Source organism: Afipia sp. DC4300-2b1, from assembly GCF_049895725.1.
GTDB lineage: Bacteria > Pseudomonadota > Alphaproteobacteria > Rhizobiales > Xanthobacteraceae > Afipia > Afipia broomeae.
In genome coordinates this window covers 935,802-947,825 of sequence record NZ_JAFCSX010000001.1, presented here as the reverse complement: position 1 = coordinate 947,825, position 12,024 = coordinate 935,802, and the positions used below count along the sequence as shown (strand labels likewise).

Sequence of the window (12,024 nt, the reverse complement as noted above, 5' to 3'; positions counted from 1 at the left end):
CAACAGTCCTAATCTTGTTCGTTGCTCGCATGCCGCATCTGACGGCAATGCCCTAATTGTTCTTGTCCATCCCGCCATCGTGACCGCCATCCGTCCCCCGAAACCGGGTGAGCGTCTGGCAACGTGCGAGGAAGGTCTTGCTTGCCGGGCCCGCGAGCAGGGCAGCATGTACCACATTTGCCCGCCCGAGTGCCAAATCCAATTCATCGGTGGTCAGGACGCTGATAACCGGGAAATCGGCTGATTCCGTACCGTTTTCCCGCATTACGGCGGCCAGTTTGGCATTCAGCTTGCGGATTCCGTCCGGAGCGCCGTCCGTGGCGTGGATCAGGGCCACCGCCTGCCGCCCCTCGATGGCGCCTTCAACCTTGGAAAATCCTGACGTGACCTGGCCCGCTTTCGCGGCCATGGCGAGGGCTTCGGACACTCCCCGGACCATCATGCGCTCGACATCGTCGGCCAGGGTTTTCGACACCTGGACGTCGCGTTTGAAGCTGCGCGCGAAGACGTTGCGCCTGGCGGCTTCCGCCACGGTGGCGCGGGACAGCGACACCCATAACCCGCGCCCCGGCAGCTTGCGCTTCAGGTCGGGAACGGTTTCACCGGTCGGGGAGAGGACGAAGCGGATCAGATCATCGATCGGCGCAACCTGCCGCGTGACCGCGCACATCCGCTCGGTCCCGGCTTTTGTCCGGGGTCCGTTGTCGAGATCTGCGTGATCAGCGATGGCAAGCATGCGCGGGTCATTTCCCTAGCTCTTGAAAAGCATGATGTTGTCCGAAAACCGCATCACACTTCATGCCTGAGCCGAATTGTCTTCGGAGGCGGCTGCCTCTTCGGACGGCTTGGCGAGATCTGCTTCGGTGATCCAGCCGGCGACGACGCGGGCCTGCATGATGAGGGCTTCCGCATCTTCGCGCGACGTTTCGTTGGCGTCCAGAATGCCTGCGTGCTTGGTGGTCTCGCCGTCCTTGCGTTCAACCCAGCCGACCAGATCGTCGGTGGCGCAGCCGGCCAGATCCTCGACGGTCTTGATGTCGTTCTCGCCGAATTTCACAAGCATCTTGGCGGTTACGCCCGGCACAGTCGTCAAAGCGTCTTCCACGCCCAGTTCCTTTCGCTTCGCTTCGAGTTCTGCCTCGAGCTGTTCAAGATATTCGCGGGCACGGCTTTGCAGCTCGTTGGCGGTTTCCTCGTCGAAGCCCTCGATGCTGGTGAGTTCCCGTGGGTCCACCAGCGCCAGATCCTCGACCGAACCGAAACCTTCGGACGCCAGCAACTGGCCGACGACTTCGTCGACATTGAGGGCTTCCATGAAGACGCGGGTGGAATTCTCGAAGTCGGCCTGACGGCGCTCCGATTCTTCCTGTTCGGTCAGAATATCGATGTCCCAGCCGGTGAGCTGCGAGGCAAGACGCACGTTCTGCCCGCGGCGGCCGATCGCAAGAGATAGTTGGGTATCGGGCACCACGACTTCAATGCGCTCGCGATCTTCGTCGATCACGACCTTCGCGACTTCGGCGGGCGCCAGCGCGTTGACCACGAAGGTCGCGATATCGGGCGACCACGGAATGATGTCGATCTTCTCGCCCTGCAGTTCGTTCACCACGGCCTGCACGCGCGAGCCGCGCATACCGACGCAGGCGCCGACCGGATCGACCGACGAATCGCGTGAAATTACGCCAATCTTCGCGCGCGAACCCGGATCGCGGGCCACAGCCTTGATCTCGACGATGCCGTCATAGATTTCAGGAACTTCCTGCGCGAACAGCTTCGCCATGAACTGCGGATGGGTGCGCGACAGGAAAATCTGCGGTCCGCGGGTTTCGCGGCGGACATCGAAGATGTAGGAGCGGACGCGGTCGCCGTTGCGGAACACTTCGCGCGGCAGCATTTCGTCGCGGCGCACGATGGCTTCGCCGCGGCCGAGATCGACGATGACGCTGCCATATTCGACGCGCTTGACGACGCCGTTGACGATCTCGCCGATGCGATCCTTGAATTCCTGATACTGCCGGTCACGCTCGGCCTCGCGCACCTTCTGCACGATCACCTGCTTGGCGCTCTGCGCGGCGATGCGGCCGTATTCCAGCGGCGGCAGCGTGTCGGCAATGGTGTCGCCGATCTGCGCGCCGGGGTTAGCCTTCTGCGCGTCCTTCAGCGAGATCTGGTTCGAGGAATTCTCGACCTGCTCGACTACCAGCATGTGGCGCGACAGCCGAAGTTCGCCCTTCTTGGCGTCGATCTCGGCGTGCACATCGGTCTCGGAGCCGTAGCGGGCGCGGGCCGCCTTGGCGATGGCGTCCTCCATCGCCGCGATCACGATCGAGCGGTCGATCGACTTTTCGCGTGCGACGGCGTCGGCGATCTGCAGCAATTCGAGTTTGTTGGCGCTGACAGCGGCCATGGCTCAGTCTCCTTCGTGGTGATCCGATTTGCCTGCTCGCTTTTTCGCTTCAGCGGCGAGGCGGTGTTCCTTGGTGTTCTTTGGCGCGGCTTTTTTCGGCTTTGGCTTCGGCTTGAAACTTTTTGAAATTGGCAGTTCGGCGCGGGCCTTCTTCGCGTGTTCGGGCGGAGGCGGCGCGAGGCCGAGGTCTTCCTTGATCTCGCGTGCAGCCGATTTGCCCCGGCGCATGGATTCCGCGATCAATTCATCGGTCAGAACGAGATTCGCGCTGGCGATGTCTTCCATCGTAAGCAACACACTTGCTTCCTGATCGGCGCGAGCGTCGTCGCGAATAATCCTGATGCCGTTGCCCTCGACGCCGCCAAGCTTGCCGCGGAAACGCTTGCGGCCCTCGTGAGGCACAGCCATCTCGATTTTCACCAGATGCCCGGCATAACGCTCAAAGTCGGTGCGGCGGACCAGCGGCCGGTCGATGCCGGGGGATGAGATTTCCAGCCGATATGCGCGCTGGATCGGATCGGCGATGTCCATCACCGGCGACAGCGCTTTCGAAATCGCTTCGCAATCCTCGATCAGCATGGTGCCGTCGGGCTTCTCCGCCATGATCTGCACAGTGCAGCCCGCTTCGGCCGTGACCTTGATCCGCACCAGCCGATAGCCCATGCCCTGCAACACTGGCGTCGCAACCGCGGCCACGCGCGCGCCGACGCCCGGCTCGACCACAAGGCGCGGTTCGGCGAGCAGTTCGGCATCAACGGCAACGTCGGTGGGGTCGCTCATGTCCAGGATCAGAGTGCTCTTATGGTTATCGGCCGGCTGCTGCATGCGGCACGGGCCATCAGGTAATAAAAAAGAGCGGGTCCCGGGGGGCCCACTCTCCTACGTGTGCGTATGAGAATTTATCAGCTGCGGCGGATATAGACGTTTTTGGCCTGTGCGGCAAGGGCTTCCCGCGGGCCGGAAACGATTGCGGAACCCGTTTTGTTACTGGCAAAGCTCCGAATATCGAAAGGATGTATAAGCTTACAGCCAAACGGCGGGAGTCCGGACGCCAGCACGAACTCATTTATGGCAGCTGTCCTCAAAGCGATCTTTCCGGCTAACCGTTCATTCATCTGGCCTACCTACAGTCGCCAACGCTTCCAGGCGCACGGTAGACCGCCGCGCCAGTAGCGACCAGAGACTCGCATGGCTGCTGCCTTTTCGCTCATTCCCGAACTCGATGAGATCGTCAAAAACGGCTCCGCTGAAAAGCGGGCGGCGGCCATTGCGCGGATTTCCGACCTTTTCCTGCAAGGTGCCGCGCATTTCGAGACGCGGCATGTCGCGCTGTTCGACGACATTCTGGTTGGTCTGGTGCCGGCCACCGAAATCGAGACGCGCGTGGAACTGGCGGAGCGGCTGTCGAAGCTGGATAACGCGCCGCCGACGCTGGTGAAGCAACTCGCCCACGAAAATGAAATCAAGATTGCCGGTCCGATCCTGAGCCGATCGCCGCTGCTCGACGATCCGACACTCGTCGAAATCGCCCGCGCCAAGGGCCAGGAACATCTGGCCGCGATTTCAGGGCGCCCGACATTGTCTCCCACCGTGACCGATGTGATCGTCCGCCGCGGTGACCGCGAAGTGGTGCGCAGCGTCGCGGCCAACAATGGCGCGCAGTTTTCCGAGTCCGGCTATTCGGGACTGGTCAAGCGCGCGACCGACGATGGCATGCTGGCGCTGACTGTCGGCCAGCGCGAGGACCTTCCGGCCGCGTCGCTGAAACAGTTGCTGGCGAAATCGGTCGATCTCGTCCGCCGCCGCATGTTTGACTCTGCGAAGCCGAAACAGAAGGCGGCGATCAATCAGGCGATGATCGAGATTTCCGGTGCGCCGAAAACGCCACCGCAGACCCGCGATTTCCAGCCGGCCCAGCGCGCCATTCTGGCGCTGCATCAGGCGGGAGAACTCAACGAGGCGGCGCTGCTCGGCTTCGCCAAGCTGCATAAATACGAGGAATCGATTGCGGGGCTGGCGGCGCTGACGGGAATGCGGCTGTCGGTGGTCCATCAGCTGATGCTCGGTGATCGCTACGATCCCATTCTGCTTCTGGGAAAATCGATCGGGCTGGAATGGGCCACCGTGCGGGCGCTGGTGGTGTTGCGGCTTGGTCCGGGACGAACGCCCTCCGGTCCGGATATTGAGGAAGCCCGGATCAACTACGAGCGTTTGTCGCTCGCGACGGCGCAGCGCGTTCTGACCTTCTGGCGGCTGCGCGACAAGGGTTTGCCGGCCTAAGAGTTCACGTGCCGAAAGATGAGATAGGCGGCCTTGCGTCCTTCGCGGTCGGCCTTTCTTCCATAGCGGGTCATCGTGTAGTGCGGCCACGGCCTCCGCCAGTCGCTGGCGCGCTCTGCTGTCCAGATGAAGTCCGCAGAGCGCTGCATGTGCATCAGGGTCCATGCACAGTAGTCGTCGATGTCGCACACGAAGCGGAACTCGCCGTCTGATTTCAGGATGCGCGACATCTCGGCGATGGTTGCGTCCTGCACGAAGCGGCGCTTCCAGTGCCGCCGTTTCGGCCACGGATCGGGGTGAATGAGATCGATCCGCGCAAAGCTCGATGGCTGCGCCCATGCCAGCAGCTCGGCGGCGTCGCCTGCAAAAAGGCGGATGTTGGCGATGTTGTGCGCTTCGATCTGCGCCAGGATTTTCGCCATGCCGTTGACGTACGGCTCGCAGCCGATGAAGCCGGTCCGCGGAAACGCGAGCGCTTCCGCGATCAGGTGTTCGCCGCCGCCGAATCCGATCTCGAGACGCATTTCGTCGATGGGTGCCTGGAACAGCGCGCCCGGATCAGAGGCGTCCGCGTGAGCAAGATCGAGTGCGAGATGCGGCAGCAGATTTTCGATCAGATCGGCCTGGTGATTGCGGAGCTTGTGGCCCTTGCGCCGCCCGAAAAACGATCCATGCCCGTGTTCGATATTTTGCCCGCGTGATGAGGTCGTATCGTTCGCTGACATCGCATTCACCGGCTTGGGCAGTCTATCGTTCATCGCGGGTGCGATCTGGTTGAAATCCGGTCATGGACACGCCCCGGCAACGTTGCCGATCCACGGCGCTGCGGGGTCCGCAGGTTTATGTGGGGTCGGACTGTTCGCGCGCCGCCATCTGCTCGACGAGTTCCACGATGCTGCGGCGGAGTTTGGCATCCGTGATGCGCGTGAACGCGCGCGTCAGCGCGAGTCCTTCGGAAGTGGCGAGAAAATCCGAAACGTAGGCGGGGGATTGCGCTTCGCTCAATCCTGCCAGCGCGTTCGGTCCGGCCGGGCCGCCTTCGAACAAAAACGAGACCGGCACCTGAAGAATGTCGGAGATCTGTTGAAGCCGGCTTGCACCGATGCGGTTGGTGCCCTTCTCGTATTTCTGCACCTGCTGAAATGTCAGGCCGAGCGCTTCGCCGAGCTTTTCCTGGCTCATGCCAAGCATGATCCGGCGCATGCGCACGCGGCTGCCAACATATTTGTCAACAGGATTGGGCGCCTTGGTGGTCATCTAAAAGCTCCCCGTCATCGGCAGGGTTTGGAAAACGATGGTGAACCTGTCGGCGATGACCAGACCGGAATACGCTTCTTGCGCCAGCATCGTCAAATCCTTGTCGCCCCCGTGATGAAGAATTTAGGTTAAACCCTGTGACCGCATTGAGGCCGATTGAACCCATCGAACAAGGTTTGACAGTCTGGACACATGTCCAGAAATACCGTGCGTCAGAACAGATACGGTGATGTCAGGGCTTTTGTTTCGCGCGGCGGCGGATAACGATCACAATCGACAATGCGACCGCCAGTGCCACCGGGATATCGCGAACACGGGAGAACAGCGTCGGGGACGCTGGTTTGGGCAACGCTGAATCGAGCACGCCCTCGGCGCCAAGTCCCAATTGCGTAATGATCCTGCCGAACGGATCGATCACGGCGGAGATGCCTGTGTTCGCAGAGCGTACGATGGGGAGGCCTTCTTCAATCGCTCGCAGCCGGGCCTGTTGCAGATGCTGATAGGGGCCGGTCGAGATGCCGAACCATCCGTCGTTGGTCAGGTTGACGATCCAGCCGGGACGATCGTCGCCGGGAACAATGTCGCCCGGGAAGATCGCCTCGTAGCAGATCAGGGGCAGCATGCGTGGTGCGTTCGGTACCGTCATGGTCCGCCGCCGGTCGCCCGGAATGAAGCCGCCGCGTACCTTGGTGATCTGCACGAAGCCGAGTTTTTCCATCGCGGACTGAAACGGCAGGTATTCACCGAATGGAACCAGATGCAGCTTGTCGTAGATCGACAGGATGGTTCCATCGTGATCGATGACATAAATCGAATTGTAGGCGCGGGTGATTTGCGTTCCGGCAGGCTGATCCGGCGGGCGGATCGCACCCGTCACCAGCACCGTCCCCGGCGGCAACAGGTTCGCGATCTGCGCCATGGCGTCGGCCTCGCGCGCCAGGAAGAACGGAAACGCGGATTCCGGCCAGATCAGGATGGTGGAGTCACGCACGCCGCTCGATTGCGGACCCGTCGCGCGATCCGACAGCGACAGATACTTCTCCATCACCATCTGTTTGGCGGCGTAGTTGAATTTCACATCCTGCTGCAGGTTCGGCTGCATCAGGCGCAGTTTCACCTTGTCGACGAACTGCGTCGGCTGGTTTGCGAGCCTGATTGCGCCGTAGCCACCCATCGCGGCAAGCAGGACGAGTGAGACAACGAGCGGAATCCACGGGCGGCGCGTCACGTGCGGATCGTCGATCAGCGCTGCGGGAGACGCAAAAACCGCGACCGCGATAAACGTCAAACCCCAAAGCCCGACCAGTGACGCGCTTTGCGCGAACGCCAGCGGCTCGGTCAATGCGTAGCCGAAGGCGTTCCAGGGAAAGCCTGTCAGGATATGTCCGCGCAGCCATTCGCTGACCGTGAGCGCGCAGGCGAGACTGAGAATGCGAAACGCATTCGGTGCCCAGATCAGCCGGGCAAGCGCAAAGCCGAGGGCCATGAACAGCGCCAGTCCTGCCGGCAGGCCCATCACCGCGAACGGAAGCAGCCACGCGAAAGTCTGGGCGTCGACGAGGAAGGCGTAGCCCACCCAATAAAGCCCCGCCACGAAATAGCCGAAGCCGAACCACCAGCCGCTCATCGCCGCAGCGGGAATGCCGCCGAGGCGTCCGGCGCCAGCGCCATCGACCAGCCAGACCGCGACCGGAATCGTCAGGAACAAAATCGGCCACGCGTTGAACGGCGCCATCGCCAGCGCCGACAGCGCGCCCGCGGCGAGCGCGATCATCGCGCGCGTCCATCCCCATGACAGGATGATGCCGGAGATGAGCGCGCGGAAGGACTTCATCGATTGCCGGCGCCGTCGCTGGATGAAGCCGGATTGGTGTTGTCGTTGGCCTGGGCCTGCGCGGCATCGTTCGCGGCTTCCCGGCGGCGCAACTCGCGATGACGCAGATTGGAGCGGTCTTTCTGCGTTCCGATGCGGACGCGTTTGACGCGGCGAGGATCGGCGTCGAGCACTTCGATCTCGAATTCGCCCGGTCCGGAAATGATTTCACCGCGCACTGGCAGGCGGCCGACCTGCGTCACGAGATAGCCGCCGAGCGTATCGACATCCTCGCCAGCTTCGCCGGTGTCGAACTCCTCTCCGACCACGGATTGCACGTCTTCCAGGCTGGCGCGCGCGTCGGCGATGAACGATCCATCGGATTGCCGGACCACGGACGGTGTCTCATCGCTGTCGTGCTCGTCATCAATCTCGCCGACCACCTGCTCGACGATGTCCTCGATCGACACCAGACCGTCGGTGCCGCCGTACTCGTCGACCACCAGCGCCAGATGGATGCGCGTCGCCTGCATCTGCGCCAGCAGATCGATGGCGGGCATCGATGGCGGAACATAGATTAGTTTGCGCATGATGTTGGCGTCGGACAGCTTCATGCGCAGGTCGACCGAACGTAGATCGAGTCCTGCCGGAAACGGCTTTTTGCGCTTGGCGTTGACCTCGTCCGCAACCTTCGCCTTCGCTGTGATGAAGGCGAGCAGGTCGCGGATATGAACGAAGCCTTCGGGGTCGTCGAGGGTGTCGTTGTAGACCACCAGACGCGAATGAGCCGCGCTTTCGAACAGACTCATCAACTCGCCCAGCGAAATATCCCGCTTGACCGCGACGATGTCGCCGCGCGGCACCATGACGTCGGCGATGCGCCGCTCGTGCAGGCCCAGGATGTTGCGCAGCATGGTGCGCTCGATCGTGGTGAAGCTGGTTTCGTCCGGTGCCGTGGCATCAAGTACCACCTGAAGATCGGCGCGAGCCGATCCCGCCTTCCATCCGAACAGCGTGCGCAGCGCACGCATGAGCCAGAGTTCCGACGACGGGCGCAGCACCTCGCCCTGCTGCACGGGCACCGGCAGATTGCCCGATCGCGGCGTATCAGAGCGATCCCTGTCGGATTTGTCGGCAAGAGAATTGGACACCTAGTTCACCTGATCGTCGTGCGCGTAGGGATCGGGGATCCCGAGCTGCGCCAGGATATCACGCTCGAGACCTTCCATGATCTCGGCATCTTTATCGTTTTCGTGATCGTAGCCCACCAGATGCAGAAAACCGTGCACCGCCAGATGGCTGAGATGGTGATCGAACGGCTTGTGTTCGGCTTCGGCCTCAAAGCGCGTGGTCTCGTAGGCGATGGCGATGTCGCCGAGCATGCGCGGCGCGTCGTCGTCAGCGCGCTCCGATTGTAGTGCCGGAAACGCCAGCACGTTGGTCGGCTTGTCGATGCCGCGCCAGTTCTTGTTGAGAGTGCGGATGCCGGCATCGTCGGTCAGCATGATCGCAAGTTCGGCGTCGGCGGTATCGGCATCGACCATGGACGCCGCCGTTTCGATGGCGCGATGGATCGTCGTCTCCACACCGCTTTCGCTGTTCCAGCAGTCGGCGGTAACGAGGACTTCGGTCGCGGGTCTATCGGCGGACGTCATGTCAAAGATCTTGGTTGCAACTGGCGCTCTGTTTCATCGGTGCGTCAAGGTTTGCCCGCAGGCTGCTTCGGCACGCCTTCATATGCGGCAACGATCCGCGCCACCAGTTCATGGCGGATGACGTCCTGCGCCTGGAATCTCACCTGGGCGATGCCTTCGACGCCGTCGAGCAGCTTGGCGGCTTCCGCCAGCCCCGACGGCTGGCCATTGGGCAGATCGACCTGGCTCGGATCGCCGGTAATGATCATGCGGCTGTTCTCGCCAAGACGCGTCAGGAACATCTTCATCTGCATCGACGTGGTGTTCTGCGCTTCGTCCAGAATGATGGCCGCGTTGGTCAGGGTGCGGCCGCGCATGAAGGCCAGCGGCGCGATTTCGATTTCGCCGCTTTGCAGGCCGCGCTCGACGATGCGCGAATCCATCAGATCGTACAGCGCGTCGTAGATCGGCCGCAGATACGGATCGACCTTTTCGCGCATGTCGCCGGGCAGGAATCCAAGCCGTTCTCCGGCTTCGACGGCGGGGCGCGACAGGATGATGCGGTCGACTTCCTTGCGTTCGAACAGCTGACAGGCCTGCGCCACTGCGAGCCATGTCTTGCCGGTGCCGGCGGGGCCGATGCCGAACACCAGTTCGTGCCGCTTCAATGCGCGGATGTAGGAATCCTGCGCAGCGGTACGCGCCCGAACCGGACGCTTGCGCAGATTGATCTCCTCGAATTGCGACTTCGCGGTCTTCGGATCGAATTCGAACAGCGAGCCTTGCGCGATGACGGCGCGGATCGCGCCTTCGACATCGCCTTGCGCGATGTCCTGGCTGCGCACAGCCTGTTCGTAAAGCATTTCGAGCACCCGCCGCGCGGCGTCACAACCGTCGCGCGATCCGGCAACGGTGATGTGGTTGCCGCGCGAGTCGGCGACGACGCCGAGGCGGCGTTCGATCAGAGCAAGGTTTTGTCCGTAGGGACCGACCAGGGCGGAGGCGGCGCCGTTGTCATCGAAGGCGACGACGATCTGGGCTTCGTGCGGTGTTGGAACGTCTCGGTCGTTTTTGCGGCCAGGGGCGAGTGTCGGCGAATCCGATGCGCTTTTTGGCAAGGGTTCAGGCTCCGGTGGTCATGGCTGACAAGGAAGTGTTGGCGGGCTGGGAAATTCTAGGTGACGAGACGGGAGACACGTCCGACCCGGCGAGGGCGCCGATCAGGCTGTAGCGCTCGAGGCTGTCGACGGCGACGGGCAGCACCTGGCCGATGATGTCGGGCGACGCCATGACATGAGCAGGTTGCAGGTAAGCGGTGCGGCCGACGATCTGACCGGGATTGCGCGCGGCGCGCTCAAACAGCACATCGACCGTCTTGCCGATCACTGCCGCGTTGAAGGCAGCCTGCTGGCTGTCGATCAACTCCTGGAGCCGCGCCAATCGCTCGTCCATCACAGTGGTCGTGACCGTCTCCTGCATGTCCGCGGCCGGTGTACCGGGCCGGGGCGAATACTTGAAAGAATAGGCGCCAGCGTAGCTGATTTGGCGGACCAGCGCGAGTGTTGCCGAAAAGTCTTCCTCGGTTTCACCGGGAAAACCGACAATAAAATCCGATGAAAATGCAATGTCTTCACGCACCTTGCGGAACCGCTCCACGGTGCGGGCATAATCGGCAGCGGTGTGTTTGCGGTTCATCGCTTCCAGGATGCGGTCGGAGCCGGATTGCACCGGCAGATGCACGAACGGCATCACCGCGGGAATGTCCCGGTGGGCCTCGATCAGCGCCTCGTCGACATCGCGGGGATGGCTGGTCGAATAGCGCAGGCGCACGATGCCCGGAATGTCCGCAAGACGATGCAGAAGCTGGCCGAGCGACCATGGCTTGCCGTTCTCGCCTTCGCCATGAAACGCGTTGACGTTCTGGCCGATCAGCGTGATCTCGCGCACGCCGTTATCGGCGAGGCGCTTGACGTCGTCGACGATGCGCGCGACCGGACGCGACACTTCCATGCCGCGCGTATAAGGCACCACGCAGAAGGTGCAGAACTTGTCACAGCCTTCCTGCACCGTGACGAAAGACGAGATGCCGCGCGCGCGGATCATCGCCGGTTTTGGATCGGGCAGCGAGGCGAACTTGTCCTCGACCGGAAATTCCGTCTCGACAGCGCGGCCATCGGTCTTTGCCCTTGCCAGCAACTGCGGCAGATGATGATAGCTCTGCGGGCCGACCACGACATCGACCACCGGCGCACGGCGGATGATCTCACTGCCTTCGGCCTGCGCGACGCAGCCCGCCACGGCGATCTGCATTTCGCGGCCGTTGCGAGCGGCCTCGTCCTTTGCGGTGCGCAGGCGTCCAAGTTCCGAATAAACTTTCTCGGACGCTTTCTCTCGGATGTGACAGGTGTTGAGGATCACAAGATCGGCGTCGTCGGCATTTGCCGTCTCGACGAATCCTTCAGGCGCGAGCGTGTCCACCATGCGCTGTGCATCGTAGACATTCATCTGACAGCCGTATGACTTGATGTGCAGCTTGCGCGGCGCGGTCATCGAAACCTTGGGTCTGGCGGCGCTCCGGGCCGCTCCAGAGAGCGTTTTCCGGCCGGTTAGCCGAAGAAACGCTCCTAATCATA

General features: G+C 62.3%; 11 protein-coding genes. 1 reads left to right on the top strand and 10 read right to left on the bottom strand.

The features are described from left to right. Positions 1-52: 52 nt before the first annotated feature. Genes ACP7AL_RS04685 through rimP form a run of 3 tightly spaced genes read right to left on the bottom strand, consistent with a single transcriptional unit; the run spans position 53 to position 3,187 of the window. Positions 53-736: an RNA-binding protein gene (locus ACP7AL_RS04685; RefSeq protein WP_425989381.1), complete on the bottom strand. Its 684-nt coding sequence runs from the start codon at positions 734-736 to the stop codon at positions 53-55. 60 nt (positions 737-796) lie between these two features. Continuing rightward, positions 797-2,407, bottom strand: a complete 1,611-nt coding sequence (nusA, locus tag ACP7AL_RS04680; RefSeq protein WP_006023532.1) for a transcription termination factor NusA — start codon at positions 2,405-2,407, stop codon at positions 797-799. A 3-nt stretch (positions 2,408-2,410) separates the two neighbouring features. Then, positions 2,411-3,187 (bottom strand): ribosome maturation factor RimP, encoded by a 777-nt coding sequence (gene rimP, locus ACP7AL_RS04675; protein WP_425989378.1) that lies wholly within the window; start codon positions 3,185-3,187, stop codon positions 2,411-2,413. 408 nt (positions 3,188-3,595) lie between these two features. On the opposite strand from rimP, the gene ACP7AL_RS04670 reads away from it, so the two are divergent. Further along, the gene (locus ACP7AL_RS04670; protein WP_425989375.1) at positions 3,596-4,687 is read left to right on the top strand and encodes a DUF2336 domain-containing protein; all 1,092 of its coding nucleotides are present in this window, start codon (positions 3,596-3,598) and stop codon (positions 4,685-4,687) included. Here the strand turns inward: ACP7AL_RS04670 and ACP7AL_RS04665 are convergent. From ACP7AL_RS04665 to miaB, 7 genes are all read right to left on the bottom strand, one after another. After that, positions 4,684-5,445 carry a tRNA (guanine(46)-N(7))-methyltransferase TrmB gene (locus tag ACP7AL_RS04665; protein ID WP_425989372.1) on the bottom strand — a complete coding sequence of 254 codons (762 nt, stop codon included), beginning with the start codon at positions 5,443-5,445 and terminating at the stop codon, positions 4,684-4,686. The genes ACP7AL_RS04670 and ACP7AL_RS04665 overlap by 4 nt on opposite strands. Before the next feature lie 82 nt (positions 5,446-5,527). Continuing rightward, a complete protein-coding gene (locus tag ACP7AL_RS04660) occupies positions 5,528-5,944 on the bottom strand; it encodes a helix-turn-helix domain-containing protein (protein WP_425989369.1) in 417 nt (138 codons plus the stop codon). Between the two features lie 232 nt (positions 5,945-6,176). Continuing rightward, positions 6,177-7,778 carry an apolipoprotein N-acyltransferase gene (gene lnt / locus ACP7AL_RS04655; RefSeq protein WP_425989366.1) on the bottom strand — a complete coding sequence of 534 codons (1,602 nt, stop codon included), beginning with the start codon at positions 7,776-7,778 and terminating at the stop codon, positions 6,177-6,179. Further along, on the bottom strand, positions 7,775-8,908 hold the full coding sequence (locus tag ACP7AL_RS04650; protein ID WP_024921200.1) for a hemolysin family protein: 1,134 nt from the start codon (positions 8,906-8,908) through the stop codon (positions 7,775-7,777). Before ACP7AL_RS04650 ends, lnt begins: the two co-directional genes overlap by 4 nt. Then, a complete protein-coding gene (gene ybeY, locus ACP7AL_RS04645) occupies positions 8,909-9,412 on the bottom strand; it encodes an rRNA maturation RNase YbeY (RefSeq protein ID WP_425989363.1) in 504 nt (167 codons plus the stop codon). A 44-nt stretch (positions 9,413-9,456) separates the two neighbouring features. Then, complete coding sequence (locus tag ACP7AL_RS04640; RefSeq protein WP_425989360.1) at positions 9,457-10,509, bottom strand: PhoH family protein; 1,053 nt, start codon at positions 10,507-10,509, stop codon at positions 9,457-9,459. A 4-nt stretch (positions 10,510-10,513) separates the two neighbouring features. Then, positions 10,514-11,941, bottom strand: coding sequence for a tRNA (N6-isopentenyl adenosine(37)-C2)-methylthiotransferase MiaB (gene miaB / locus ACP7AL_RS04635; protein ID WP_425989357.1), 1,428 nt, complete (start codon positions 11,939-11,941; stop codon positions 10,514-10,516). Positions 11,942-12,024 lie beyond the last annotated feature (83 nt).

Excerpts from the sequence above, each read along its gene's own strand:
- ACP7AL_RS04670 (WP_425989375.1), top strand. The coding sequence starts at position 3,596 with ATGGCTGCTGCCTTTTCGCTCATTCCCGAACTCGATGAGATCGTCAAA.
- ybeY (WP_425989363.1), bottom strand. The coding sequence starts at position 9,412 with ATGACGTCCGCCGATAGACCCGCGACCGAAGTCCTCGTTACCGCCGAC.
- lnt (WP_425989366.1), bottom strand. The coding sequence starts at position 7,778 with ATGAAGTCCTTCCGCGCGCTCATCTCCGGCATCATCCTGTCATGGGGA.
- miaB (WP_425989357.1), bottom strand. The coding sequence starts at position 11,941 with ATGACCGCGCCGCGCAAGCTGCACATCAAGTCATACGGCTGTCAGATG.
- ACP7AL_RS04660 (WP_425989369.1), bottom strand. The coding sequence starts at position 5,944 with ATGACCACCAAGGCGCCCAATCCTGTTGACAAATATGTTGGCAGCCGC.
- ACP7AL_RS04685 (WP_425989381.1), bottom strand. The coding sequence starts at position 736 with ATGCTTGCCATCGCTGATCACGCAGATCTCGACAACGGACCCCGGACA.
- rimP (WP_425989378.1), bottom strand. The coding sequence starts at position 3,187 with ATGAGCGACCCCACCGACGTTGCCGTTGATGCCGAACTGCTCGCCGAA.
- ACP7AL_RS04665 (WP_425989372.1), bottom strand. The coding sequence starts at position 5,445 with ATGAACGATAGACTGCCCAAGCCGGTGAATGCGATGTCAGCGAACGAT.
- nusA (WP_006023532.1), bottom strand. The coding sequence starts at position 2,407 with ATGGCCGCTGTCAGCGCCAACAAACTCGAATTGCTGCAGATCGCCGAC.